This is a genomic window from Legionella maceachernii, from assembly GCF_900167045.1.
Classification (GTDB): Bacteria; Pseudomonadota; Gammaproteobacteria; order Legionellales; family Legionellaceae; genus Tatlockia; species Tatlockia maceachernii.
In genome coordinates, this window is sequence record NZ_FUXJ01000011.1 from 86,652 (window position 1) to 110,321 (window position 23,670).

The window sequence follows — 23,670 nt, forward strand, 5'->3', positions numbered from 1 at the left end:
CTTTGATGAAATCACTCTGGTCGATGCTGAAGAGCAGTGACTGGTTGCGAAATCAGACAAAATTCATCCATAAATGCCGGCAATGAACGTTAAGAGAAAAAAAAGCTGGCGAGGACAGTTGGGAATTTTCATTACTTCGTTGAAGCAAGTTCCGGGAAATGTCTTACTTCTTTCTCGCGTAAATCATGTGGTGATTAAACCCTAAATTTGCAAAAGCTGGGCTTCTGTAAATTTTGATCTCATAGTCTTTTTCTTTCAAAAACGTGGCAACATGTTCAACGCGATTATTAATATCATGAACTTCTATAGCCATTTGTTTAACAATGGAAAATTGATGAGGCAGAATGCTCTTAATGACTTCAAACTCTGATCCTTCCACATCTATTTTTAAAAAATCGATTTGAGTGATTTTAGACTTTTCGATAAAGCGTCCAAGCGAATCAAGTTTACATTGAATTTGAGTAGAGGTTGTTCGAGTATTATAATTTTTTTTAATCAAATAATTGCGCAAAAAAGGGAGGTATTTTAATTGATAATATAATTTTTTGTCACGGTAGCGGGATAGTTTTAACAACGTGTCGTAATTCAGCTGTGGTTGAAAATTGGAAATAATTTTATCTTTCGGGCGATAGGTTGCTGTTACTGTTGATGCTCCAAAAACAGTAAAATCAGCCGTACACTCTTCGGCAACATTGGCAAATCCTAAATTATAAACATGAACCTGCTCATGGAAGGCGCTTAAATTTTTTTGGAGGCATTCGAAGGTAGCGGGGATAGGTTCGAAACTATGGATTTCTGCCTTTTCATCACATTTATAGAGGGCATACAACGAAAAAATGCCAATATTTGCCCCCACATCAAAAATAACTGAGTCAGGTTCTAAAGTAAGGAAATCCCGTAGGTAAGCTTCCAGCTTGAATATTTCATAAATTAATATTGGAACTTCACGTTCATTGACATAATATAATTCCCCAATTGCGAATTCTTTTTGAAAAATCATTAGTATTTACTCATTCTAAATGAGACTGGGCTAAATCAGACGATCGTTGCGTCATGCCGACTAAAATTAAGCGATCCCCATAATGGGCTGTTTTTCCATGCAAACAGGAGTAATTATCAATCACCATGACATCCCCTTTTTGCCATGGAGTCATGACCCGGCTGTTACGCATCAGGGTATTGATCGAGTTGATTTCATTTTTTGAAAAAGAATCGCCATTGCCAAAAAAAGCCATCAACGGAAGTAGCTGACTTCGGGTCATAATATAACGTGAAATAGGATTTTTTAGTTTTTTGTAAACGTAATCCGCAGAGGTATTAAAGTAAGAATTGAGATTATGGCATTGATTGAACCATATGATTTTATCCAATAGAGGGTGCTTACGAAAAGCAGGCATTATTTTTTTGGTTATTAACCCATTTCCCATGGTCCACTCATGTTGGTAGATTGTATTGGCAAGTGTATTGTCAACCACGCTTTTTTCTCGCGTGTTAAACTGTTCCATCCATGTTCTGCAGTGAATACCGCCCCCTATTTTTTTAATTAATTTAAGTTTTATTCCTTCTCCATAATAGTATCGACGATACAAAATGCCATGGGTTTCAAGTTTATTCCTTAATTTATCAGGAAGCGCGGACCATAATTTATTACCATCAATTAATGGTGTATATCCTCCAGTTTGAGAGGGTTGTGCGCAATTAAAATAAATATGGCTTGGGGTATCGTAATCATAAGCTTTTTCATTATGCATAGGGATATCGTTATCCGTATAATTGATGGAAGTGTAGATGCCTTTTTGAATTTTTGTGCGCGGAATGGTGCACAAATCATAATTAAAAACCTTACCTAGAGAACAAGCATCGATTACTTTTGAAAATTCGTCCGGCGAGTTTATGTGAAAGTCACGAAATAACACAGCCCCATACTTAAGTATCAGCGCTTGGAAAACGTTATTTTCCTCGTTAAGAAATTGCAGTAAATAATCAGCGCTGGCGTGTATCTCTTCTTGGGGTTGTATGATGAGTGGTAACTTATCTTGATTGACAAAGTTAAAAGTAACATTAACTTTTCCCATAAACTAACCTTTTACATTTTGTATTAAGAAATAAATTCGCTTAAGATTTTCCGGGTGATAATAATAATTCCTTTCACGATAACGAAAGTCATTTTGTCAGATAAATCTTTGCGGGTATAACCATCTTTTCGATTTAAAACCAGCGCGCATTAAAATATTACTTTTAAAGTATAGTGTATAACTTTTTGTACGCAAAAGGAAAATTGAGCAAAATTACAATAAAATAAGAGAGTTGTGGATAAGTTTGTAAAATATTAGAATATTCGAGAAAAAAAAGTGCATTTATTTTGGTAACGTCATGATATAAAATAATATTTTTATGAATGGTCGTTATTCGTTTAATCCACAAATTCTGTGGGTAACTCTGTGGGTTTGTACCTGAATTCTTGAAAAAACTTGATGTTAGCTGGATGTTCGGAATTTATACCACTCAAAAAAGGAATTAACAGTCATGATTTAAATTTATTGCATTGTATAAAGGGTTTCTATATGATTTTTACTTAAAATAACCCCTGATTTTCGCTAACTGTAGGTCTATGCAGGATCAAATCGCCCAATTTTTTCTTCTCTTTAGTGATAATATCGTCATTATCCCGTTACTTATTCTTGGATTTATTTGGCTAGATCGTGCAACCTTCTATCATGCGGTTTGTTTAATTCTCTTATCCATTCTGGTTAATGTCGCATTAAAAGTGACTTTCCAAATCCCTCTCTCTCCTTCTTTAGGTAAAAAAGGGTATGCATTTCCTAGCGGTCATATGCAGCTAGTAACGGTTTTATACACTTGGTTGGCTTTTAAGATTGAAAATTTGGGTTTCAGAGTAGTGGCTGTCGCTCTTCTTATGGGTATAGGTTTAAGCTTAATCCATTTTGATTATCATAATTACTATGATGTGCTGGCCGGGGTGTTTTTTGCCCTATTGTTACTCATCAGTTATTATTTTTCCTCATTAAAATGGCCAAAAAATGTACCTTGGTTTATTTTACTGATAGCAAGTCTTCTTATGCTCTACATCCATTGGCGCACTGATGAAATATTGAGTCATCCTTGGATGGCGTATTATGCACTTTGGGGATTAATCATTGCTGAGCAAATTGCCAATAGAAAAGCGGTTGCGATGGTGCGTTCCCACAAATTGTTAGCCACATTGCTTTGTTTTGTCGCAATATTGGGGGTACATACTTTTTTCCGCTACGTCATCACCTTTAATCAACCGGTACCGCTTTATCAATTGCAATGGTTGCTAATTGGTTTCATTATCCCGTGGGCGAATTTTGGTGTGGCTGGGTGGATGAAAATAAAACAAAAAAGAGCCCTATAGTTGTCGTTTTTGAGATTCTGAAAAGACTTTTTTTCTACAGTCGTGCGTATGGGATTCTAGTTTCAAGAGACAATTTACTTTTTAAGTCGTCAATCAATGCCTGCGTCTTTACCGACATCCGGTGCAAAGAATCCTCTTTTTTAAAATCAACCACGGTAAGATTCGCATTTGCTTTAAGTGTGAAGCAAATGGGTATTCCTTCTTTAAAACCCACTAAATCGATTTGGTTGTATTTCTCACCTTCTTCGGAATTAGCTCCTCTTAAATCAGCGAGGTATAAAGAGTGAGTCATCATTTTTTTTAATTGTATGAAGGGTTCATCCTTTCTATTGATGTTAGCTGCTCGATCAAGGTAGGTCCTAATCGCCGCGTTTAAAAACATCACCGTTCCTTCCAGATGAGACTGGGTTTCAAGCGTCTTAATTGGCATATTAACCCTTTATAAACCTCAACTCTTTCTAGTATAGACAGAATGTGCAAATTTTATTTATATAGTTATAAAAAAATCGTTTGTGCTCAAAACATAATTATTTTGGTCTTTTGTATTACACTTAAAAGACAATGGTTACTATAAACCCTGATTATGTATTTCCCATTTGATGTGATTTCTAATGATATTAAAAGGTACTTTTTACAAAACCAAATAACCCTCTATGAATTAACGAGTGCTAATTTCCCAATGGTGGGTGAGCCCCTAAAGGCGCTGTTTAATAGCTCAATATCTGCAGTCTTTGAGGATGATGCTTTTGTCGAAGAATTGTTTGAGGAAGAAGCAATCACCAATTATTTAACAAGTACAGATTATCATTGTCTATTCTTGATAAAGCCCGAAACCGTTTTAGTAAATAATTTGCTTGTTACTCAACCTATTGTGGTAGCTGGGATGATGGTTCATTGTTATAAAAATACGTTGATATTACAAGCATTAGGCGTTAATCCAGCGCTTCAAAACCAGGGTTTAGGTTCTTTAATGATGGCAATGCTGTATCAGTATAGTAATCAGCAATACTTGCTTAACAATGTCACAAAAATAAAATGTAATCCCCTACATGATGAAAAGACATTCCGTTTTTATAGCAAAGATCTGCGATTAACGAAGTTAAAGGAGTTTGTAGCAGAGTTACCAATCAATCCAGCTGCGATTGCGGCTCGCAAAAAACATATTTATCCTGCATCAGTTTCACCACACGGTTTTTTTCATCATCCTGATAAAAAGAATGAAGCACAGACACATTTAGATGTTTCTGTAAGTCAACGAGAAGGCAAAGATCAGCGTGGCCCCCGATAAAAAAGATTTTTATCATGTCAATCAGGCAAATTTTATTGGATTTGCTCTTCCCACTGTAAAACTTTGCTACAGTTAAAAATAGATACTGATTATCAAAATGGTATGCGCTAAAAAAATAAGGCTTTGAGAATTATGGATTTTTATTTAAATTTATTCATCATTATTGCCGATCAATTCATGTTGTTTATTATTAATATGATTGTGGCTCGGCATGCAGGTGAAGAGTTATTCGGCGATTTTTCAGTGGCAACAAGTGCATTATTATTAATCGCCACCGTCATTACTTTTGGCATCGATTCCATTATTGCCTATTATATTCCTAAATTTTATGTGCGCAAAAAATACGATGAAATCGGTAATTTGACAGCATCGCTTAAGAATTTTCTCCATCCTATCTATACGACGTTAATTACCTCTGGCGTGCTCTTAAGTGTAGCTATCGTTGCACTTAGTTATATGATTAGTGACATTGACCTTTTTGAAATTAGTCATCCTCTTTTTTTATTTCTTTGGGGTGCTGTAGCACTGTCTTTATATAACATCTTTATTCAATTTTTCCGCGCCATTAACCATATGCGCACAGCAATTCTTTTAAGTTTATTGCAAACGATATTTTATTTTTCTTTAAGCTTAATTACCTATTTTTACCTTTATCCCGTATTGTTTCATGAAAATAAGCACTACTTTCCTCATGTCATGCTGATTAGCTTTATTATAAGTTATGTCCTCATTGTTTTAATCTCAGTTGCCCTGGAACGAAAAACAACCATACAGCGTCTTTACCGCGAATGCCCAATCACCGGTAAAACTCAAATTGAATGGAAAGAAAAAATGTATGGGTATATGGTGCAAAATCTAAACAAATATGTTTTCGCTGCCATTCCCTTATTGATGATTGAATGGCTAGGGCCAAATGAAGAGTCCGTTGGCTTATTTTCAGCAGTTGTTTCTATCATTTCTTTGGCATTTATTGCAATTAGTCCGATAGGTATTTTAATTGGTCCGGATATTTCTGCTGCTTTTGCTCAAAGTCGAGATTTTTTGAAAACCACCATGATGAGATATCTATTAATGACATTTGGTATTTCGCTGATTCTTGTGACAATTATTGCCGTTTGTGCTTCACACATTCTTCTTCTTTATAAATCGGATTTCATCCGGGCGCTGCCTTATACTTATTTTTGTTTGATCAATATCATTACCTATTCTATTTCTATGCCGCTGTCCAAGATGATTCAGTATTCAAAAAATGGCAATAAAATCGGTGCGCGATTGACCGCATCAATGATGCTGTTACAAATTGTATCCTGCTTTATTTTCATCCCTTGGTTAGATTTGCACGGCGCAATTATTTGCTACGTTGGAATTAATCTTGTTTACAATGTGGTGATGATTGTGATGGCTATAAGAATTTATCGTTATGATCCTTTTGGCCATGAAGCAATTTAAAGATTTAGAACAATCCTCTACCACTGAATCCTCTAACTATTCTCTGACAGTAATTCTTTGGCATGTGAACGAGTTTGCTCAGTGATCGTCAGTCCACCAAGCATGCGAGCAATTTCATCAACTTTTTCAGTTTGAGTTAATTGAATGATGCGCGAGAAAGTTTGCTTGTTATCAGAATATTTTTCCACGACAAAATGGTGATGGGCGCAAGAGGCCACCTGCGGTTGATGAGTGACACAAAATACTTGCAGGCGCTCGCCGAGTTTACGCAGGAGTTGGCCTACGAGAGCAGCAGTCGCACCACCAATTCCGACATCCACCTCATCAAAAAGTAGCGTCGGTGTAGAACCGCGTTGTGCCGTGATCATTTGTATGGCGAGACTAATGCGTGAAAGCTCTCCCCCTGAAGCAACTTTAGTCAATGAATCGGGCTGCATGCCGGGGTTAGTGCAGACTTTATACTCCACTTTGTCCATGCCGTGAGGTTGCATTTTATCTAAAGGCGTTATCTCAATCTCAACAAAGCCTTTGGGCATACCTAATTGACAAATGATTTGTGTGATTTCTTTAGCCAATTTTTCAGCATGAGTTTGCCTTGACTCCCTCAGCTTTAGCGCAGCAATTTCAAAAGTGCGTACTTGCTGACGGTATTGCTGTTGCAGCCGCTGTAATTGTTTTTCCGTATTTTGAATTGTGTCTAGTTCCTGCTTGAGGTGGTCAGCATGCATGGGTAACTGACTGGCTTCAATATGATATTTACGGGCAGCTTGATGTAAAATGCTGATCCGGGTTTCCACTTCGCGCAAGCGCTCTGGATCTAATTGCACTTGTTCGGCGAATTGGTGTATTTCATCCAGTGATTCCTCACATTGAATCAATGCTGAATTGATGAGTTCATACGCATTTTTTATTTGCGGTTGTTCTTGTGGTAATGCATGCAAGCACTGCAGAATTTGGCTAAGCCCCTGACAAATATTAGGGGCATCCTCTGCATTGAGAAGATGGCAGATTTGTTGTGTGTGTTGTAAGTAATCCCGTGCATGATGAAGCAATTGATGTTCTTCATGCAGAGCTTGCATTTCCCCTTCTTTCGGATCAAGCACGGTTAATTCGTCAATTTGAAAACGAAGTAAATCAAGCTTGTCGTTGTGCTTCTCTTGATTTTGTAAAGTATCCAATTCTTGCTTGGTTTTTTGGCACTGCTTATAGAGAAGATTCACTTCATTTAAAAGCGCAGAGTGGCCTGCATAGAAATCGAGTTGCTGTCGATGGGTTGGATGATGCATTAACGTTTGATGCTGATGCTGTCCATGGATGTGAACAAGCATCTCACTCAACTCCTTCACTTTTTGCAGTGGAAACGGTTGGCCATTAATGTAAGATTTAGAGCGGCCTTCCGCATACAGCACGCGGCGAAGTAAAATTTCGCCTTCATCGCATGGCATGTCATGTTCTAACAGCCATTGTGCAGGCTCCGATTTTGCCTCGAATTGAAAGGTTGCACTGATATCACATTTTTCTTCGCCTGCGCGAATGACTGAAGCATCAGCACGCTCCCCTAAAGCAAGCATAAGGGCATCAATCATGATGGATTTACCGGCTCCTGTTTCTCCAGTAAATGCGGTCATTCCGCTCGTGAAATCGAGGTCGAGTTGTTTGACAATGGCAAAATTTTCAATGCGGAGAGCGGTTAGCATCGGTTTTATCCCTGGTGTTTAGATTCCCAGCCTAGTTTAATTCGTAATGTATCATAATAATGATAATCACAGGGATGCAACAGGCGAAGTTGCTGAGCGTTTTTTTCAATGGAAACTAATTGGCCGGGTTTTACCATCCGTGACTCATGGCCGTCGCAGCTTACTCGTAAATCACTTTCATTACGTGTGCTGATTTTTAAATCAATTTTTACTTGGCCATCAACCACTAGTGGACGAGAACTTAAACTATGCGAAAACATAGGCACTAAAACAATGGCATTCAATTGCGGGTGCATAATAGGGCCACCGGCTGATAAGGCATAAGCGGTAGAGCCTGTTGGTGTTGAAAGGATTAAACCATCAGAACGGTAATGGCAAACGAATTGCTGGTTAATAATCACATCAAATTCAATTAAATGGGTTTCAGTGCCCCGGCCTAAGACAACATCATTAAGCGCATCGCCTTGGAAATAGGTGGTTTCTCCGTCATGAATTCGGGTATAGAGTAAAAAACGCTGCTCTTCTTCATACTTGCCTGCTAACACAGGTGCAAGATGAGTTTCGATATTATTCGGTGAGATGTCGGTTAAAAAGCCGAGTCGGCCACGGTTAATGCCAATGACAGGGACATTGATTTTAATGGCCATGCGTGCAGCAGAGAGGAGGCTACCATCACCACCGACTACCACGATAACATCTTGTTTTTCTCCCATTGCTTCACGCTCAAGAACAGGGAGATCGATATCAAAACTCGATGCCGTATCCACGTCTAAAAAGGCAGCGATTTTCTGATCCCGTAAAAAATCAACCAGGCGATGCATGCTTTCAGTGACTCCACCATTCGCGCGATATTGGCGGGCATAGAGAATAACGCGTTTAAATTTTTGCTTCATGGTTGTCGGTTGAGTAGGTGATAGCACGAAAAGAGAGTTTCATTTTACCTGATTCTTATTTTTTTTGCTTAAATTTTCTAGCATGAGGATCCGAGTTTTGAGGGCTTTTTTTTCGCGGGAAGTTGCGATAAACGCACCAATTTCTAGCAAAATTCGTGCGTTGCAACAGTCATGGCCATTAATCTTCGCTTGCAGCGCGAGAAGCACGCTTGCGATCCGTTTCTTTCAATGCTTTTTTGCGTAAACGGATGGATTGAGGGGTCACCTCCACTAATTCATCATCGTCAATAAATTCCAATGCTTGCTCTAAAGAGAGCTTAATGGGTGGCGTTAGAATAATATTTTCATCGCTACCTGAAGCACGAATGTTGGTGAGTTGCTTTTCTTTTGTGACATTCACCACCAGATCATTGTCCCGTGCATGGATCCCGACAATCATTCCCTCATAACAGGCCGTTTGTGGCTCAATAAACAAGCGGCCGCGCTCTTGCAAATTAAATAAAGCAAACGCACGCGCAATGCCTTGGCAATTGGCAATCAGTACCCCATTATTTCGTTTGCCAATACGGCCGCGTACTGCTGGGCCATAATGGTCGTAAACATGGTAATTTAAGCCGGTGCCGGAGGTGCTTGACAAAAATTCAGTGTGAAAGCCAATCAAACCGCGCGTGGGAATAATATAATCTAACCGGACACGGCCTTTTCCATCAGGCAGCATATTTTGTAATTCACCGCGCCGCTCACCCAGTTTTTCCATGATGGAACCCTGGTGAGCCTCTTCAACATCGACAGTAAGGCGTTCATAAGGTTCTAAAAGCTCGCCGTTTTCTTCGCGCATAATGACTTCGGGCTTAGAGATAGCCAATTCAAAACTTTCACGGCGCATGTTTTCAATCAGAATTGACAGATGCAATTCGCCGCGGCCAGAAACCCTGAATTTATCCGGGTCTTCGGTGTCTTCTACACGAAGTGCCACATTATGAAGCAATTCTGTTTGCAGGCGTTCACGAATTTTACGGCTGGTCACAAATTTTCCTTCTTGGCCAGCAAAAGGAGAATCGTTGACTTGGAAAGTCATACTGATGGTGGGCTCATCAACGGTCAATGGGGGTAATGCTTCGACGGTATTCGGATCGCAAATGGTGTCAGAAATATTAAGCTGCTCTATTCCAGTAATCGCCACTATATCACCAGCACTTGCTTCTTCAACCTCAATACGGTCAAGTCCTTTGAACCCTAGAAGCTGTAGCAGGCGTCCCGTGCGAATATTACCTTCTGGATCAATGACCTTAACTGCCGATTTTGCTTTAATATGGCCCCGGCTAATCCGTCCGATACCAATTGTGCCGACATAAGAAGAATAGTCCAAGGAGCTGATTTGCATCTGGAATGGCCCATTGCCATCCACATCAGGCGGAGCCACACGATCGACAATCGTTTGCAACAACGGGTTCATATCGGTTGATTCATCATCCAAATCAAGTTTGGCATAACCATTTAAAGCAGAAGCATAAACGACAGGAAAATCGAGCTGCTCGTCTGTGGCACCTAGGTTATCGAATAAATCAAAAACCTGATCCATCACCCAATGCGCCCTAGCGCCTGGACGGTCAATTTTATTAATGACCACGATCGGTTTTAATCCTCGGGCAAAGGCTTTTTGCGTCACAAAACGCGTTTGTGGCATGGGGCCATCCACGGCATCCACCAACAGTAATACACTATCCACCATCGATAAAATACGTTCCACTTCGCCACCGAAATCGGCATGGCCAGGGGTATCAACGATGTTGATCTGATAACCGTGCCAATGTACGCAGGTGTTTTTAGCGAGAATGGTAATGCCGCGTTCTTTTTCTAAAGCATTTGAATCCATTAATCGTTCGACTTTCGGCGCGCGCTCATTTAAGGTGCCGGTTTGTTCTAGTAATTTATCGACTAACGTCGTTTTGCCATGATCAACGTGAGCAATAATGGCAATGTTTCGAATTTTTTCAATCATTTAAGTAACCTGTCTCGCAATAAAGCGGCTACATCGCTTTATGACGATGAAGCAAAGTGCGTATTTGTTGAGTGCAGTTTAAACTGCGGTTTTTAATTTTCTCTCCATTCTCGATATCCCGCGGCTTGACCGTGGGAATCAGTGGATTTTGAATACTCATGGACCCGCGGTCAAGACGCGGGGCATCGGCTAAGAAAAAACCGCAGGTTTAATTGCACCCCTATTGTTCATGAATTCGCCATTATACCCTAGATCGTTCAAAATACTAGGTTTTAAATACCTAGTTTTTTGCTTAATGAATCGCCATTGGGACACACATAAAAAAGGTCATGACATAAAAAACCGCCTTCCTTAATGCGTGCATTTCTTTCAGCAAAATTGCCATAACCGTTAAGGCAATGACCCCAGGATAGGTTAATTCGAGAATGGGTGATAGAAAAGCAGCGATGCCCCGAAAATCGAGCAGAGAAATAATGAAAGAAACACCCGTTGTAGCTAGGAGGAAAAGGTAAAATTTATCTTCCTTCACTTTTAGCGCGGAGCAAAGATAGCGAGCATACAAGTTATTTAAAGCCACCGCCGTCGTGAGGCAAGAAAAAAACATCGCAACACCAATAAATAACGTCGCATAATTACCCATTGTTTGTGCAGCGATGCGGGGTAACATCAGCTCAGGTGCTGTATTTTTAAGAAGAGAGGTGTAGTGCGAGCCTAGAAAGACAAAGCCGAAATAGATTAAAGCAAGGAGAGACGCTCCAAGAATACTGGGTTTAATCGCAAATAAAAGAACTTCTCGATTGCTGGCTTTAGGATATTGTTGTTGGATCTGTGTAAAAATTAATGCCGAAAAGAAAAAGGCAGCAAACAAATCCATTGTTTGATAACCCGTGGTGAATCCATTCAGAAAGGCAGCATCTGCCAGTACGGTACTTTCGGTTGTCGGTGCTTTGAATACTGCGACCACGATCATGACAATTAAACTGATCAACAAAATAGGGCTCATCCATTTCCCCAAAATTTTAACCATGACCTTATCGTTTAAACAAAAGAAAAAAGTGATAAGGCAAAATAGAAGGCTAAAGGGCATTAGCTTTATCTGGGGCATCATATAGCTAAAGCTGCCGTAAGCCACTGTAATGCACCGAGGGACGACGCCGAAAGAGCCGAGGAGTGAAAGCATAATGAGAGGTAAAAACACGCCAGCCATTTTGCCAGCACTTCCAAAGAAAGCCTGGTAATTCCCATGGTAAAGCTTGATAACAAAAAGCCCCATGAGTGGCAATAAAATGCCCGTTAGCATTAAGCCAGCAAACCCCATCATCCAGCTATCACCAGCTGCATAACCAATTTGCAGCGGGAAAACCAGATTTCCTGAGCCAAAAAACATCGCGAAAATCGCGAAACCATAAATTAAAATGGATTTATAGTGTTGCATAAGCCTAGTTCCCAAGTTTTTGTTGGTTAGGTGATTAAAAAGTGTGGTTTTAGTTGGATGAGGTAGTTAGATGGCCGCGGGGGCCACGACAGCATGGACGACGACAGCGAGGCTTAAGCAATCGGCCTCTACTGAAAAAAATGATTGTTGGGTTGGTAAATTATTCATTCGTTAGTCGTCTAAAATGCACAAATAAATCGCACTGAAATTCCTTTATACCCATTTTGCCGGTAAATTGCAAGTTCAGGATGCATTTAAATGAACGGTTTTTTTGTCGCATGGGTTTAGACAGGAAAAGGAATAAGTCCTGATGGGTCTATTTGAGGTGCGCCAGCATGGCGCACCTGATGGTTTTTAGCGGCGTTCGGTAAGGTGGTTTCACATAGGTTTTGGTAGTTCACCTTGGTCAATCTCGGTTAATGTCTCCGTAGCTGTCGGTGGCAAAGGATTACTGCCACCAAATAAGCCGATATCGGCTGCTGTTTTTGCACTACCGGTGGGGATAATCGCTTGCGTTGCTAATTGCTCCGTCGAGGGCGCTACTGGTTTGACTGCTGGTTTTGTATCATCGAGTATGACTTTACCATCACCATCCATAAGCGTTAAACGCAATTCGTCATCCTTTTTACATACCATGGACTTTAAAGCAGTAAACTGCCCGGACAAATCATAAGTGCTAACGTAGGTGGTTTCGTTAAAGTCGGAGTTACTCGCTGCAACCGCAATGCGACAGGTAAACAACTCCCTAGCAGCAGCCCATTCCTGCATTTTATTATGTGCAGACAAGGCATCAGCGAAATCTGCACTGTCCGTGTTGATAATGGGTGAGTTGAATATTTCGGCAACCGTTTCTAAAATCAGAGGTTGTTGTTTCACACCGTAACTGATAATAAAAAATTTGTTACGGGCAGGAATTAAAGACGAGCCCCGCTGTATCGAACGAATTTTTGCTTGCAAATCCTCCTCAGCTGAGTCTGTGTTTTCACCATCTGTGAAGAGCAAAACATTAGTATGCTTGGTTGAATGAGAGAAAGAAGTCAATTCGTTCAGTGTAGCAGTAAAAAGGGAAGTACCGCCGTCAACAGATAATTGATTAACACGCATTCTTAAAGTAGCGAGATCTTTGCTTTTAAAAGAACCAACCTCTTCGGTTTCATCATTAAACTGTTTGATGTTGATCTTGGCATCGGGATGAAACTCAAATAAAGCCTCAGCAAGTTTTATTGCGCTCTTTTGTAACCTTTGTAATCGTGTCTCTGGATCCTGTGGCACGTTTTTCTCAGCCATACTTCCACTCGTATCCAAAATAAAAGTATAGACAGGGGGCTTCGCTGCGTAGGGAATGAAAGCATGGGGTGTTACCTCGACTTTGGTTTCACTTAACTCCTTTTGCGCATAAAATACTTTTTTCTTTTCAAATTGGGCGGCCTCACATAACACCAAGGGTGCTTTTCCATCAATCAGAACGAGTTCATCACGATGGTCTTTTAAAAATTCTTTTAGGTTCAATCTTAGTGTTTCCCCCTCAAGCTTCACGTACTTATAAACCAATGAACCAAAAAGTGGCGCATACGCTATTGATGGGAGTTGGATGTTCAAATATTCTTGGTCTGCATCAAGCGCAAAATCAAGTTCCAAAATAGGCAACAAAGCTTGCAGTGATCGTTTATTTTTTTCAGTGATTTCAATATTGATAGATTGAGCCGCGTCAATTTCAGCGCTGAGTAACCCATTCAGGGTGAACTGTTGAACAATAGGCTTTTTGGATTCGGTAGCAAGGAGTTCCTGTATTTCTCCAGCAAGGTGTTTCGCCTCTTCCGGTGTGGCTGGTTTTAAAATAACAAGTTCATCCTTGCAGCTGACTTTAGTCTTATCCTCTTCGTTCATACCTACATTAATACCCATACCTTGCAGTAAAGCGACCATGTTTTTTGTACGCAAAGCGTTGTTAGCAAGTTTCATACTTTCTCATCCATTTAGTTTTATTATATCGATCGATAGGCGGTCATCATAACTAGGGTAAAGAGGAAAAAAAAGACATTTTACGAGATATTTTAACAGTCCATATAAAAAATTTTCAAAGCTTGAGTTCAACATTCAAATCCAAAACGTTTATAACCAAAAATTTAATCACTTGAGAGTTTTCTTCCTCTTTAAGGATAATGAATAATGTTATGGAAAACAGCCCGCGATGAATGTTGATTGCGATAGCCATGCGCTTGGCTTGCAGCAAAACGAAGGGCATCACCTTGCTCTAAAGATTGCCAGGTATTATTAAGCAATATTTCCATCTGGCCGCTTACCACGATGACATGCTCAATAACGCCAGGCTCATGAGCAGTTGATAAATGTTCGCACCCGGGGGGTAATTCGATGGAAAACAGCTCAAAGTGTAATTGTTGATCAAAAGGGAAAAGGGTTGTGATACGAATTTGATCATCGACGTGACTGAGGCGCTGAGTTTGTACAGAACGATAAATAACGCCTTCTGATTCAGTAGGAAATGTTTCGATAAAGGAAGAAAACGAGGTTTGAAAGCCACTGGCAATTTTCCACAGTGTAGCAATAGTAGGGCTTGATTCTTCACGCTCAATCTGACCTAACATGGCTTTACTCACACCTGTTAATTGCGCGGTTTTATCTAAACTTAAGCCGCGTTGTTGACGCAATTGTTTTAATGTTTCTGCAATGTGGCGAGAGATATTTTTCAAGGATGGCTCCAAACGGCATGTGCGTTATAGCGCACATGGGTTAATATAAGGGTTCGTGCGTTAAAACGCACGTCATCGATCGATACATGGGGATAGTTATTATGGTTAATAAGTTTTCTTTTGCCAATCTTACTGCTGGCTTTGTTGCGGTAATGGTGGGTTTTACCAGTTCTGTAGTCATTATTTTTCAGGCTGCTGCTGCAGTGGGGGCTAATTCTGCAGAGGTAGGCTCATGGTTACTTGCATTAGGTTTAGGGATGGGTATAACCAGTATCGGACTCTCTCTTTTTTATCGCATGCCTATTCTAATTGCTTGGTCGACACCGGGGGCTGCGTTGTTGGTAACCAGTTTAGCTGGAGTTTCCATGCCCGAGGCCATAGGTGCTTTTATTTTTTCTGCGCTACTTATTCTTATAGCGGGATTAACTGGTTGGTTTGAAAAACTAATGACCTATATTCCTCGTTCACTGACTTCTGCCATGTTAGCTGGGATTTTATTGCAGTTTGGAATGAATTTATTTGTAGCCATGCAACAGCAGTTTGTCTTAGTGACTGTCATGTTGATAGGCTATTTGTTTGGTCGGCAGTTATTTCCTCGCTACGTTATTATTCTTAGCCTTACATTGGGTATTGCCATAGCAGTGTATGAAGGGTTGTTTGATTTAACGCATTGCCATTTTGCTTTATCGATTCCCCAATGGGTTTTTCCAGTGTTCTCATGGCCAGTGCTTGTCAGTATTGGTATTCCCCTTTTTGTGGTCACAATGACTTCCCAGAATATGCCTGGTGTTGCGGTATTGCGTACTGCAGGCTATAACCCTCCTATTTCGCCGCTCATTAGTTGGACAGGATTGACGACTTTAGTCTTAGCGCCTTTTGGAGGTTATGCGTTTAATTTGGCTGCTATCACCGCGGCAATTTGCATGGGTGAGGAAGCAGATGTTAACCCAGCCAAACGTTATCGCGCCACAGTCTGGGCGGGAATATTTTATGTGGTAACAGGAATTTTGGGGGCAAGCGTTGTGGCTCTATTTGCAGCCTTTCCCAAAGCATTAGTGTTAGCTATAGCAGGACTTGCTTTACTCAATACGATCGGGAGTAGCTTAAAACTTGCTATCGAGGATGAAGCGCATCGCGAGCCTGCGCTTATTACTTTTCTCGTCTCTGCGTCGGGTATGTCCTTGTTGGGTATTGGTTCGGCTTTTTGGGGGTTAGTGGCGGGTGCACTAGGTTTTGTCATTAATTCAACTATACTTTCTGCTAAGCGTGAATTAGTCGAAACCTAAATGTGTATCAAGCAATGAATAATTCGCTTTGCTTTTGTTTGAAGCAATCACAATCACCGACTCATTATAATTTGCATCGATATTTAAAGGCACAAGGCTGGCGTTCGCGTCGATTTAATTGGCAAGCAAATTTTAGTGATGCGAACTTCCAATTTAATCCACAAGCTGCTGAAACCCTTGAACATAAACATCGATTAGCCCAGCTCGTTGATCGCTATTGTCCTGAAGTGATGCCAAAAACGTACTGCATCAACGATGAAAATTGGCCCGATGTTTTAAATCAAATGGCAAACAACCATTATCTGTTTCACACGCAGGTATTGGATCACATCGACAATTTAGTTTGGATTTTAAAACCGGCCCTGCTCAATAATGGAAAGGAAATTAAACTGTTTAAAAAATTGAGCGAATTGGAGCAGCATTTTCTCAGTAGGGAACGTTTAGGAGGAGAGCATGTTTTGCAGCAATACATTACTCATCCTCATTTATTAAGGGATCAACGTAAATACAGTATTCGCATGTTTGTAGTGTTAACGAATTACGCAGGCACTTATTTGTACCCGCATGGTTACTTTAATGTGGCTATGCATCCTTTTACGCCTACGGATTTTTCTGATCTTCGCCCGCATTTAACCAATGAGCATTTACGGGAAGATGAAACCAATGTGATTCAGATCCCTTCTCAACGTTTCACCGCTTTAACTCCATCGCTTTACCCGCAGATTATAAGGATTGTGGCTGCCATAATGAAGGGATTGCGTCAACTATATCCCGAAGCATTTACTTGCGATGCATTACGTACATTAGCGATTTATGGCTTTGATTTTCTTGTGGATAGCCATGGACGATTATGGTTACTGGAAGCCAATCATGGTCCGTGTTTTCCAGTCTCTGATGACCATCCTCTACAGAATTACTTGTACTTTGATTTTTGGCAAGATTTTATTGCGAGTTTTGTACTGCCTATTGCAAGCAAGCAAGCATTTAAGCAAATCCAGTATCATTTGTTTGAATTTATAGACTAGGCTATAGGTATATTCCGATTAAATGATAAGGATATGAGAATGAAACGATTAATCGGGTTTCTGAGCTTTTTTTTCACTACGTTAGCTATGGCGGCCACTCTGGACACGGATCATTATCGCATTGTCATCACTTGCCTAAGCCAAGATCATGAAGTTGGTTGTGAGCGCGTCAGCTATGAGGGTACAAATAAAGAAACGGGTTCTACTATTCGTTTAATTGGAAAACAGATTATGCAAATGTGTGCCGATAAAACGACCCCTTGCCATTCACTGGGCTACGAATTCAGCAATGGCAATACTTATTATTTTGTCTCTGAAGATGGTCAGCTTAAAGTGATCGATGGCTCCAAAATACTCATTAATGAGCATGGTGAGTGGACTTATGAGTGAAGTAGAGGTTTAGGCTTTTTAAAGAGTGATTGAGAATGGTCAGTGTGAAAGTAATTTATACAAAAAGAAACTAAACTATAAGTAGAGGAGAAATTGATTGCATTTTAGGACAACTAGTATGAACAAGTTATTTTATGGACTGCTTGTTGCATTAATTGCACTTGTCATCATTTTCTTTGCGCCAGCCGCTAATACGGATTCATCCCAAGTCACTTTACCTGGTAGCTCTGCAGTTGGGGTGCCTGAACAAAAAAATGAAGTTCACCCGAATGTGACCAATGAAGGCGTAAATATCAATGCGGGGTCTATAGGGCCTAATACCGTACCCAATAATGTGAATACTAATGGCACTGTGAATACAACGCCTGGCATGTTAGAGGGAACGGATAATATCCAAAGGTGAGGCTTGCAAGCGATTGTCATTGTTCCTTAGAAAGAGGAGATGCTTTGTTCAGTATTGTTCAAAATTTAAACAAAATCAACTGGATACTGGTACACAGTTTGCTACACTAAAAGTAAGTAGTAGAAGCAGGGGATATCATGAGGAAGTTAATTTTACATCCCACCGAGATTAGTCAATGGCATGCGCTGGTGAATGAGGCTCAAGCATCGACTCATTTACTGCTTAATGAAAGCACGGAGAGCTATCTAGTCTTCCTACTGATGCGCTTTTCTCAAGGAAGTAAATTAATTGAGTCTGTGATTGCGCTCGATTTCCTTGAGTCATTACATTCACCCAGGCGGCGACAAGCGGAAGTATTACGTGATGTGGGTGATAAAAGTCTACTTTTCTGTGGCCTTTTTCCTGGCATGGCTGAGAAGCGTCATGTGAGCTTGGAGTATTTTGTGGACATGGGGCAAGCTGCTTACTTAACTGTCGGCGAACTGTATGAGAGCCAATCAAGACTGTATTTTCAATTAAGCGAGCAATTTCTGAACTTGCAACAAATTTTACGCGCTATGCGTGGCGAGGTTCTGGAATCTTCTTTAGGGGATTATAAAATGGTTTCCTCGCCAGATAGTCCATTGCAGTAATTGATTTATAACAGGTCTCCCTTTCTCCCTTGCCCGAGGTCCGCTGTAAGCAGCCGGAGGAGATGGCCCATTATTTTAAATCCAAGTATTGCTCACCAATCACCGATTTGAGCCATAAGTAAGCAGGATGCTTTTTTGAGGTGACTCGATTCAGTTGCATTTGTCCACCACGGTTTTCCATATAAGTAGGCTGATAGCTGATTTTATTAATAAAAATCAAGCCATTTTCTTTAGCCAAATACAACGACAATAGGCCGCTAGAGCGATTTTTCAAACTTCCTTGATTCGAAACAAAATTTCCCAAGGAATAAGCCACAAAAACTTTTCTGCCCGTGTTTGTTGTTATCCAAGAAAAAGGTTGAACGCAATGGGGATGCGACCCTAATATGGCCAATGCGCCGGCTTCAGCGAGTTCTTGAGCAAATTTTCGCTGTAATTGGTTTGGTTTTGTTTGATATTCAATCCCCCAGTGAGGAGTAACAATGACGGCATCATGGGTTTTAGCCAGTTCACTGACTAACTGAAGAACTTGCTGCTTATCACGGTAACAGTGCAATACCTGATTATAGGAGTCGGCAATACCATTCGTGTCTTGTGTACAAGCGAGCCAAGCAATCGAGATATCTCGAGTCCTTGTTTCACTATACCAAGGATCATCACTGTTTTGCCTTCTCGTCCCTGTGAAGGCGAGCTGATTTGCCTCTAAACCAGTGATCGTTTTATCAATACCCACGCTTAAGCGATCTAAGGTGTGATTATTGGCGGTAGAAACGATATCGAAACCAGACGATTTCAATGCACTGATGAGGGTTGGAGGGTAATTAAACATGGGATAGGCAGTGTAAGCCCGCTTAGCGCTCTCAGTGGGCTTCCCGCGCATATCAAGCATTTCTGCGGTGGGACCTTCTAAATTACCATAGGTAAGATCCGCTTTTTCTAAGAGGGGAATGATGGGAGCCCATAGCTTATTAAATCCTTTTTCCAATCCTTTTATTTGCAAAGGAGGATGCAGCAAGACATCCCCCACAGCAATAATATGCACTTCTTCAGCAAAGGCAGGAGGAAGTATAAATAAACCTAGCAAAGCGATTAGCCATCGCATCATTGACTCGCATTATTAATCCTTGCGATAATTATTCAAAATTTATACCAATTGTCTTTATAAGGTGCTGAGTAGCTGTTCTATGGTTTGCGGAATAATAAGGTAATATCAATCGCGTCGTAGCTGTAATGCTTGTTACAAAAATCACAACTGATTTCTATTTTTCCTCTCTCTTCTAATAGTTTTTTTGCTTCCTCTTCGCCGAGAACGATTAGGACTTGTTTCATTTTTTCTTCACTGCAGCGGCATTTAAAGCGGACACCGCGGCTATCGAAAAGACGCAGCTCGGTTTCATGATATAAACGATGCAAAAGAGTTTTATTGTCTAAATTTAACAATTCCTCTTCACTGACAGTTTGTCCAAGCTGAATGGCATATTCCCAAAATTGTTCACGTTGAAGCGTATTCTGTTCGGGCATGAGCTGCAGCAACATTCCTGCAGCCATATCCTCGTTAACAGCCAGCCAAAGGCGGCTTGCAACTTGTTCAGATTGAGCAAAATAATACATTAAATTTTCGCTCATTGAGGTTGCCTGAATGGGAACCACGCTTTGATAGGCTTGGGTTGTATTGTATTGGTTGATTGTTAAGGCCATTTGCCCTTTTAAAAATGCTTCAGCGTAGTCAGGAGTTTCCAAATCCTCTTGATAAGAGGCAAAAGCTCTTAAATGCAATTGGTCATCACACTGTACAATCAATAAGGGAAGGCGTTTATCTCCCTGAAACTGTAGGCTCAACTCTCCTTTAAATTTGATGCTCCCCACCAAAAGGAGGCAGGAAATCAACGCTTCACCTAGTAAATGCTTGACCATCGGCGGGTAGGGGCGCTGAGCCATGATAGTTTGATAGGTTTCCTTCAAATGGGCAATTTCACCGCGAATACTGGCGTGTTCAAACATGAAGCGCTGTAGGGAATCGGTTTCTTTCATTATTAGCCTTATAAAGCAACATCTAATCTTCAATTGATTTATTCTAACACAGGGTGCGATTTAAAGTGCGGTTTTTCTTAGTCGACGCCCCACTGCAGGACTGAGGAAAATTTTGATGTAATGTGCCTGATTTCACTGCTTAATTTAGGCTATTTGATGCGTAATTCTGAGGCGGAAATTTGCTCCTCCGCAAGGGGCAGCCAACGCTTATTTAATTCACCTGACAAAATTATCATAAATAACGCGTTAAATTGTGTTGATGCCAATCCTTGTGCATAAGCTTTAAGGGCACCAATCTTTTGATCAGTACTATTAAGTGCATCGATTTTTTCTAATTCCAACAGCACCCGATTTGTTGAAGAGTTAATCATGGATCGTCTTTCAATAAGCCCGGGAACAGCATCGTCGCACACATTAGCATATCGTTCTTGATCTTTCCTGTGTTGGCAATGCTTGCTGCAACGTTCTACCGTCCTATTTAATAGAAGGCCAAAAGCCTCTTTCATTTTTGTATATTTTTCTTCTAATGTATCGTTTTGAAATAAACCATATTGTGCTAACAAGCGCTGTTGTTTCATCGTCTAAACTCTTAAGTTCGTAGAATCTGTTCAATATTCCTAGTAGATGCAGTACTGCACCCAATATAGGTCAATTTATTGAGCTAATTGTAAATAAAAAATCGTAAATTATCAAAATTTATTCTGATTGGGGAAGAGGTTGGGATATATGCATTATAAGTCTAATTCATTTAAAACCGCTTTAAATCGCACCGCTTTAATACAAAGATGATTGCTTGCCTGTGCTAGGCGCGCGATAATGCGTGTTTTTTGATAAGTACCCATGTCACTTTTTTTATTCAGGCGAAGTAATGCTTAATCCACAGCAAATGGCAGCAGTTAAATACATCGACGGTCCTTTGTTGGTACTGGCAGGCGCGGGCAGTGGCAAGACCCGGGTTATTACTCAAAAAATAGCTTACCTTATCGAACATTGTGGTTACGCTGCGCATACCATTTGTGCAGTCACATTTACCAATAAAGCGGCTAATGAAATGCGTGCGCGCGTTGCCTCCATTTTATCGAGTAATCATCGTCGCGGTTTGAAAATATCCACTTTTCATACTTTGGGTTTAAGCATGATTAAGCGTAATGCAAGTCTGTGTGGGCTAAAGACCGGTTTTTCAATTTTTGATAGTGAGGATTGCCAGCAGCTGCTGCGCCATTTTTTACCCGCGGGGAAAGCCAGTGATCGCGACCATATCATACAGGTTCAACAGCAAATTTCTCAGTGGAAAAATGATCTACTGGAACCCGAAGACGTGATGAAGCATGCGATGAATACCCCTTTTTTTGAAGAAGTGGCTCAGCTTTACCCACGCTACCAACAAGCGTTGAAAGCTTATAATGCCGTTGATTTTGATGATCTAATTCGCTTGCCCGTGAAGCTTCTATCGCAGCATGAGAACTTATTGGAGCATTGGCAAAACAAAATTCGTCATTTATTGGTCGATGAGTATCAGGACTCCAATACTAGTCAATATAAATTGGTTAAGTTGCTTGCCGGTTTACAGGCAAGGTTCACCGTTGTTGGTGATGATGATCAATCGATTTACGCTTGGCGCGGTGCAAAACCTGAAAATTTAGCCCAATTGCAACGGGATTATCCCAATCTAAAACTCATTAAATTGGAGCAAAATTATCGCTCTACTCGCCGAATTTTACATGTGGCAAATCATTTAATTGCGCATAATCCCCATTTGTTCGATAAAAAGCTTTGGTCTGAATTAGGACAAGGTGAATTACTGCGTGTTTTATGCTGTAAAGATGAAAATGATGAAGCAGAGCAGGTTGTGGCTGATTTGATTAGCCATAAACTGCGTCATCGAAACCAATACGGCGACTATGCCATTTTATATCGCGGCAATCATCAATCCCGAATTGTTGAGAAAGTATTACGCCAACAGGGTATCCCTTATCGAATTAGCGGTGGACAGTCTTGGTTCGCTCGTGCGGAAGTCAAAGACGTTTTTGCTTACCTCAAATTGCTGTGCAATGAAGCAGACGATGCTGCGTTTTTGAGAGTAATTAATACCCCAAAACGAGGTATTGGAGAGACGACCCTGGATGCTCTGGGCCATTATGCACAATCGAGAGGCCAGAGCCTTTATGCGTGTGCTGACCATCTTGCTCTCACAGAGCATATTGCTGATAAGCCACGTGCTGCTTTGCAAACATTTAAGAGAGGGCTTGAGCAAATCAAAGCACGAATCTTGACTGAGCCCATTCTTGAAGTGTTACGGGAAATGATCGAAGACAGTGGTTACGAAGCTTACCTTTATGAACAATGCGATACACCTGCAAAGGCACAAAAGCGCATGGATAATGTATGGGAATTGTTGGAATGGGTAGGGCGGCTGTTAGCGAAAGACCCTAATCAGGGTTTAGCGGATGTCGTGAATAAGCTTATCTTGATTGATATCCTCGAGCAGGCTGATGAACAAGATGCAGAAACACTGCAATTAATGACCTTACATGCTTCGAAAGGCCTTGAGTTTCCTTTTGTCTATCTAATGGGGATGGAAGAAGAGTTGCTGCCCCACAGAGTGAGCATTGATAGTGATCAAATTGAAGAAGAACGGCGCCTTGCTTATGTGGGAATAACTCGCGCTCAAAAAGAGCTATGTTTCAGCTTAGCTAAACAGCGGCGTCGTTTAGGCGAATTACAAGACTGCCAGCCGAGCCGGTTCTTAGATGAATTACCTCAGGATAGCTTGGAATGGTTTGGGAAGACCGGTGAGCGAAATGAAGAAAAGTCCAAAACATTAGCTAAATCCCATTTGGCGGGATTAAAGAGTTTATTGGAGCAGTGAATAAGGTTGGCTCTAATTCAATGAGAGGTCCTTCGCGTTGCGCAGGATGAGAGTGAGTGGTATTGTCGTCCTGAGCGAAGCGAAGGATCTCCTTGGTGGAGTTATTGCCAAGAGTGGGGAGGTCCTTCGCGTTGCTCAGGATGACAGTGAGTGTTGTCGTCC

At 40.8% G+C, this 23,670-nt stretch carries 22 protein-coding genes; 9 read left to right on the forward strand and 13 right to left on the reverse strand.

What is annotated here, in order from left to right:
- Positions 1-163: 163 nt before the first annotated feature.
- Positions 164-1,000: an FkbM family methyltransferase gene (locus B5D33_RS10630; protein ID WP_058451002.1), complete on the reverse strand. Its 837-nt coding sequence runs from the start codon at positions 998-1,000 to the stop codon at positions 164-166.
- A gap of 10 nt (positions 1,001-1,010) precedes the next feature.
- A complete protein-coding gene (locus tag B5D33_RS10635) occupies positions 1,011-2,075 on the reverse strand; it encodes a TauD/TfdA family dioxygenase (protein ID WP_058451001.1) in 1,065 nt (354 codons plus the stop codon).
- Positions 2,076-2,611: 536 nt separating this feature from the next.
- On the opposite strand from B5D33_RS10635, the gene B5D33_RS10640 reads away from it, so the two are divergent.
- Positions 2,612-3,397, forward strand: a complete 786-nt coding sequence (locus tag B5D33_RS10640) for a phosphatase PAP2 family protein (protein WP_058451000.1) — start codon at positions 2,612-2,614, stop codon at positions 3,395-3,397.
- A gap of 34 nt (positions 3,398-3,431) precedes the next feature.
- Here B5D33_RS10640 and B5D33_RS10645 read toward each other — a convergent pair whose 3' ends face one another.
- Entirely contained in the window at positions 3,432-3,827 is a 396-nt protein-coding gene (locus tag B5D33_RS10645) for a hypothetical protein (protein WP_058450999.1), read from the reverse strand.
- A gap of 153 nt (positions 3,828-3,980) precedes the next feature.
- On the opposite strand from B5D33_RS10645, the gene B5D33_RS10650 reads away from it, so the two are divergent.
- Complete coding sequence (locus B5D33_RS10650; RefSeq protein ID WP_058450998.1) at positions 3,981-4,685, forward strand: GNAT family N-acetyltransferase; 705 nt, start codon at positions 3,981-3,983, stop codon at positions 4,683-4,685.
- A 132-nt stretch (positions 4,686-4,817) separates the two neighbouring features.
- Complete coding sequence (locus B5D33_RS10655) at positions 4,818-6,134, forward strand: lipopolysaccharide biosynthesis protein (RefSeq protein WP_058450997.1); 1,317 nt, start codon at positions 4,818-4,820, stop codon at positions 6,132-6,134.
- A gap of 32 nt (positions 6,135-6,166) precedes the next feature.
- Here B5D33_RS10655 and recN read toward each other — a convergent pair whose 3' ends face one another.
- From recN to B5D33_RS10685, 7 genes are all read right to left on the reverse strand, one after another.
- On the reverse strand, positions 6,167-7,831 hold the full coding sequence (recN, locus tag B5D33_RS10660) for a DNA repair protein RecN (protein WP_058450996.1): 1,665 nt from the start codon (positions 7,829-7,831) through the stop codon (positions 6,167-6,169).
- 5 nt (positions 7,832-7,836) lie between these two features.
- Complete coding sequence (locus B5D33_RS10665) at positions 7,837-8,724, reverse strand: NAD(+) kinase (RefSeq protein ID WP_058450995.1); 888 nt, start codon at positions 8,722-8,724, stop codon at positions 7,837-7,839.
- Positions 8,725-8,902: 178 nt separating this feature from the next.
- Positions 8,903-10,726 carry a translational GTPase TypA gene (gene typA, locus B5D33_RS10670; protein ID WP_058450994.1) on the reverse strand — a complete coding sequence of 608 codons (1,824 nt, stop codon included), beginning with the start codon at positions 10,724-10,726 and terminating at the stop codon, positions 8,903-8,905.
- A gap of 28 nt (positions 10,727-10,754) precedes the next feature.
- On the reverse strand, positions 10,755-10,886 hold the full coding sequence (locus B5D33_RS16950) for a hypothetical protein (RefSeq protein ID WP_267889335.1): 132 nt from the start codon (positions 10,884-10,886) through the stop codon (positions 10,755-10,757).
- Between the two features lie 132 nt (positions 10,887-11,018).
- The gene (locus B5D33_RS10675) at positions 11,019-12,161 is read right to left on the reverse strand and encodes a branched-chain amino acid transport system II carrier protein (protein ID WP_058450993.1); all 1,143 of its coding nucleotides are present in this window, start codon (positions 12,159-12,161) and stop codon (positions 11,019-11,021) included.
- Between the two features lie 378 nt (positions 12,162-12,539).
- On the reverse strand, positions 12,540-14,123 hold the full coding sequence (locus B5D33_RS10680) for a VWA domain-containing protein (RefSeq protein ID WP_058450992.1): 1,584 nt from the start codon (positions 14,121-14,123) through the stop codon (positions 12,540-12,542).
- Between the two features lie 191 nt (positions 14,124-14,314).
- Entirely contained in the window at positions 14,315-14,872 is a 558-nt protein-coding gene (locus B5D33_RS10685; RefSeq protein WP_058450991.1) for a helix-turn-helix domain-containing protein, read from the reverse strand.
- Between the two features lie 101 nt (positions 14,873-14,973).
- On the opposite strand from B5D33_RS10685, the gene B5D33_RS10690 reads away from it, so the two are divergent.
- From B5D33_RS10690 to B5D33_RS10710, 5 genes are all read left to right on the forward strand, one after another.
- The gene (locus B5D33_RS10690) at positions 14,974-16,158 is read left to right on the forward strand and encodes a benzoate/H(+) symporter BenE family transporter (RefSeq protein WP_058450990.1); all 1,185 of its coding nucleotides are present in this window, start codon (positions 14,974-14,976) and stop codon (positions 16,156-16,158) included.
- A 14-nt stretch (positions 16,159-16,172) separates the two neighbouring features.
- A complete protein-coding gene (locus B5D33_RS10695; RefSeq protein WP_058450989.1) occupies positions 16,173-17,183 on the forward strand; it encodes an ATP-grasp domain-containing protein in 1,011 nt (336 codons plus the stop codon).
- A 39-nt stretch (positions 17,184-17,222) separates the two neighbouring features.
- Positions 17,223-17,573 (forward strand): hypothetical protein, encoded by a 351-nt coding sequence (locus B5D33_RS10700; protein WP_058450988.1) that lies wholly within the window; start codon positions 17,223-17,225, stop codon positions 17,571-17,573.
- 118 nt (positions 17,574-17,691) lie between these two features.
- Positions 17,692-17,976, forward strand: a complete 285-nt coding sequence (locus B5D33_RS10705) for a hypothetical protein (RefSeq protein ID WP_058450987.1) — start codon at positions 17,692-17,694, stop codon at positions 17,974-17,976.
- A gap of 137 nt (positions 17,977-18,113) precedes the next feature.
- The gene (locus B5D33_RS10710) at positions 18,114-18,608 is read left to right on the forward strand and encodes a hypothetical protein (protein WP_058450986.1); all 495 of its coding nucleotides are present in this window, start codon (positions 18,114-18,116) and stop codon (positions 18,606-18,608) included.
- 70 nt (positions 18,609-18,678) lie between these two features.
- Here the strand turns inward: B5D33_RS10710 and B5D33_RS10715 are convergent, their stop codons facing one another.
- The 3 genes from B5D33_RS10715 to B5D33_RS10725 form a co-directional block, all read right to left on the reverse strand.
- Positions 18,679-19,713, reverse strand: a complete 1,035-nt coding sequence (locus tag B5D33_RS10715; RefSeq protein ID WP_058450985.1) for a CapA family protein — start codon at positions 19,711-19,713, stop codon at positions 18,679-18,681.
- 77 nt (positions 19,714-19,790) lie between these two features.
- On the reverse strand, positions 19,791-20,639 hold the full coding sequence (gene hslO / locus B5D33_RS10720) for an Hsp33 family molecular chaperone HslO (protein WP_058450984.1): 849 nt from the start codon (positions 20,637-20,639) through the stop codon (positions 19,791-19,793).
- A gap of 149 nt (positions 20,640-20,788) precedes the next feature.
- A complete protein-coding gene (locus tag B5D33_RS10725; protein WP_058450983.1) occupies positions 20,789-21,217 on the reverse strand; it encodes a hypothetical protein in 429 nt (142 codons plus the stop codon).
- 290 nt (positions 21,218-21,507) lie between these two features.
- Between B5D33_RS10725 and rep the strand changes: the two genes are divergently transcribed.
- Positions 21,508-23,508, forward strand: a complete 2,001-nt coding sequence (gene rep / locus B5D33_RS10730; RefSeq protein WP_058450982.1) for a DNA helicase Rep — start codon at positions 21,508-21,510, stop codon at positions 23,506-23,508.
- Positions 23,509-23,670: the final 162 nt, after the last annotated feature.

Bases quoted from the DNA above. Each gene is read 5' to 3' on its own strand.
- B5D33_RS10630 (WP_058451002.1), bottom strand. From the start codon at position 1,000: ATGATTTTTCAAAAAGAATTCGCAATTGGGGAATTATATTATGTCAAT.
- B5D33_RS10635 (WP_058451001.1), bottom strand. From the start codon at position 2,075: ATGGGAAAAGTTAATGTTACTTTTAACTTTGTCAATCAAGATAAGTTA.
- B5D33_RS10640 (WP_058451000.1), top strand. From the start codon at position 2,612: ATGCAGGATCAAATCGCCCAATTTTTTCTTCTCTTTAGTGATAATATC.
- B5D33_RS10645 (WP_058450999.1), bottom strand. From the start codon at position 3,827: ATGCCAATTAAGACGCTTGAAACCCAGTCTCATCTGGAAGGAACGGTG.
- B5D33_RS10650 (WP_058450998.1), top strand. From the start codon at position 3,981: ATGTATTTCCCATTTGATGTGATTTCTAATGATATTAAAAGGTACTTT.
- B5D33_RS10655 (WP_058450997.1), top strand. From the start codon at position 4,818: ATGGATTTTTATTTAAATTTATTCATCATTATTGCCGATCAATTCATG.
- recN (WP_058450996.1), bottom strand. From the start codon at position 7,831: ATGCTAACCGCTCTCCGCATTGAAAATTTTGCCATTGTCAAACAACTC.
- B5D33_RS10665 (WP_058450995.1), bottom strand. From the start codon at position 8,724: ATGAAGCAAAAATTTAAACGCGTTATTCTCTATGCCCGCCAATATCGC.
- typA (WP_058450994.1), bottom strand. From the start codon at position 10,726: ATGATTGAAAAAATTCGAAACATTGCCATTATTGCTCACGTTGATCAT.
- B5D33_RS16950 (WP_267889335.1), bottom strand. From the start codon at position 10,886: ATGAGTATTCAAAATCCACTGATTCCCACGGTCAAGCCGCGGGATATC.
- B5D33_RS10675 (WP_058450993.1), bottom strand. From the start codon at position 12,161: ATGCAACACTATAAATCCATTTTAATTTATGGTTTCGCGATTTTCGCG.
- B5D33_RS10680 (WP_058450992.1), bottom strand. From the start codon at position 14,123: ATGAAACTTGCTAACAACGCTTTGCGTACAAAAAACATGGTCGCTTTA.
- B5D33_RS10690 (WP_058450990.1), top strand. From the start codon at position 14,974: ATGGTTAATAAGTTTTCTTTTGCCAATCTTACTGCTGGCTTTGTTGCG.
- B5D33_RS10695 (WP_058450989.1), top strand. From the start codon at position 16,173: ATGAATAATTCGCTTTGCTTTTGTTTGAAGCAATCACAATCACCGACT.
- B5D33_RS10700 (WP_058450988.1), top strand. From the start codon at position 17,223: ATGAAACGATTAATCGGGTTTCTGAGCTTTTTTTTCACTACGTTAGCT.
- B5D33_RS10705 (WP_058450987.1), top strand. From the start codon at position 17,692: ATGAACAAGTTATTTTATGGACTGCTTGTTGCATTAATTGCACTTGTC.
- B5D33_RS10710 (WP_058450986.1), top strand. From the start codon at position 18,114: ATGAGGAAGTTAATTTTACATCCCACCGAGATTAGTCAATGGCATGCG.
- B5D33_RS10715 (WP_058450985.1), bottom strand. From the start codon at position 19,713: ATGATGCGATGGCTAATCGCTTTGCTAGGTTTATTTATACTTCCTCCT.
- hslO (WP_058450984.1), bottom strand. From the start codon at position 20,639: ATGAAAGAAACCGATTCCCTACAGCGCTTCATGTTTGAACACGCCAGT.
- B5D33_RS10725 (WP_058450983.1), bottom strand. From the start codon at position 21,217: ATGAAACAACAGCGCTTGTTAGCACAATATGGTTTATTTCAAAACGAT.
- rep (WP_058450982.1), top strand. From the start codon at position 21,508: ATGCTTAATCCACAGCAAATGGCAGCAGTTAAATACATCGACGGTCCT.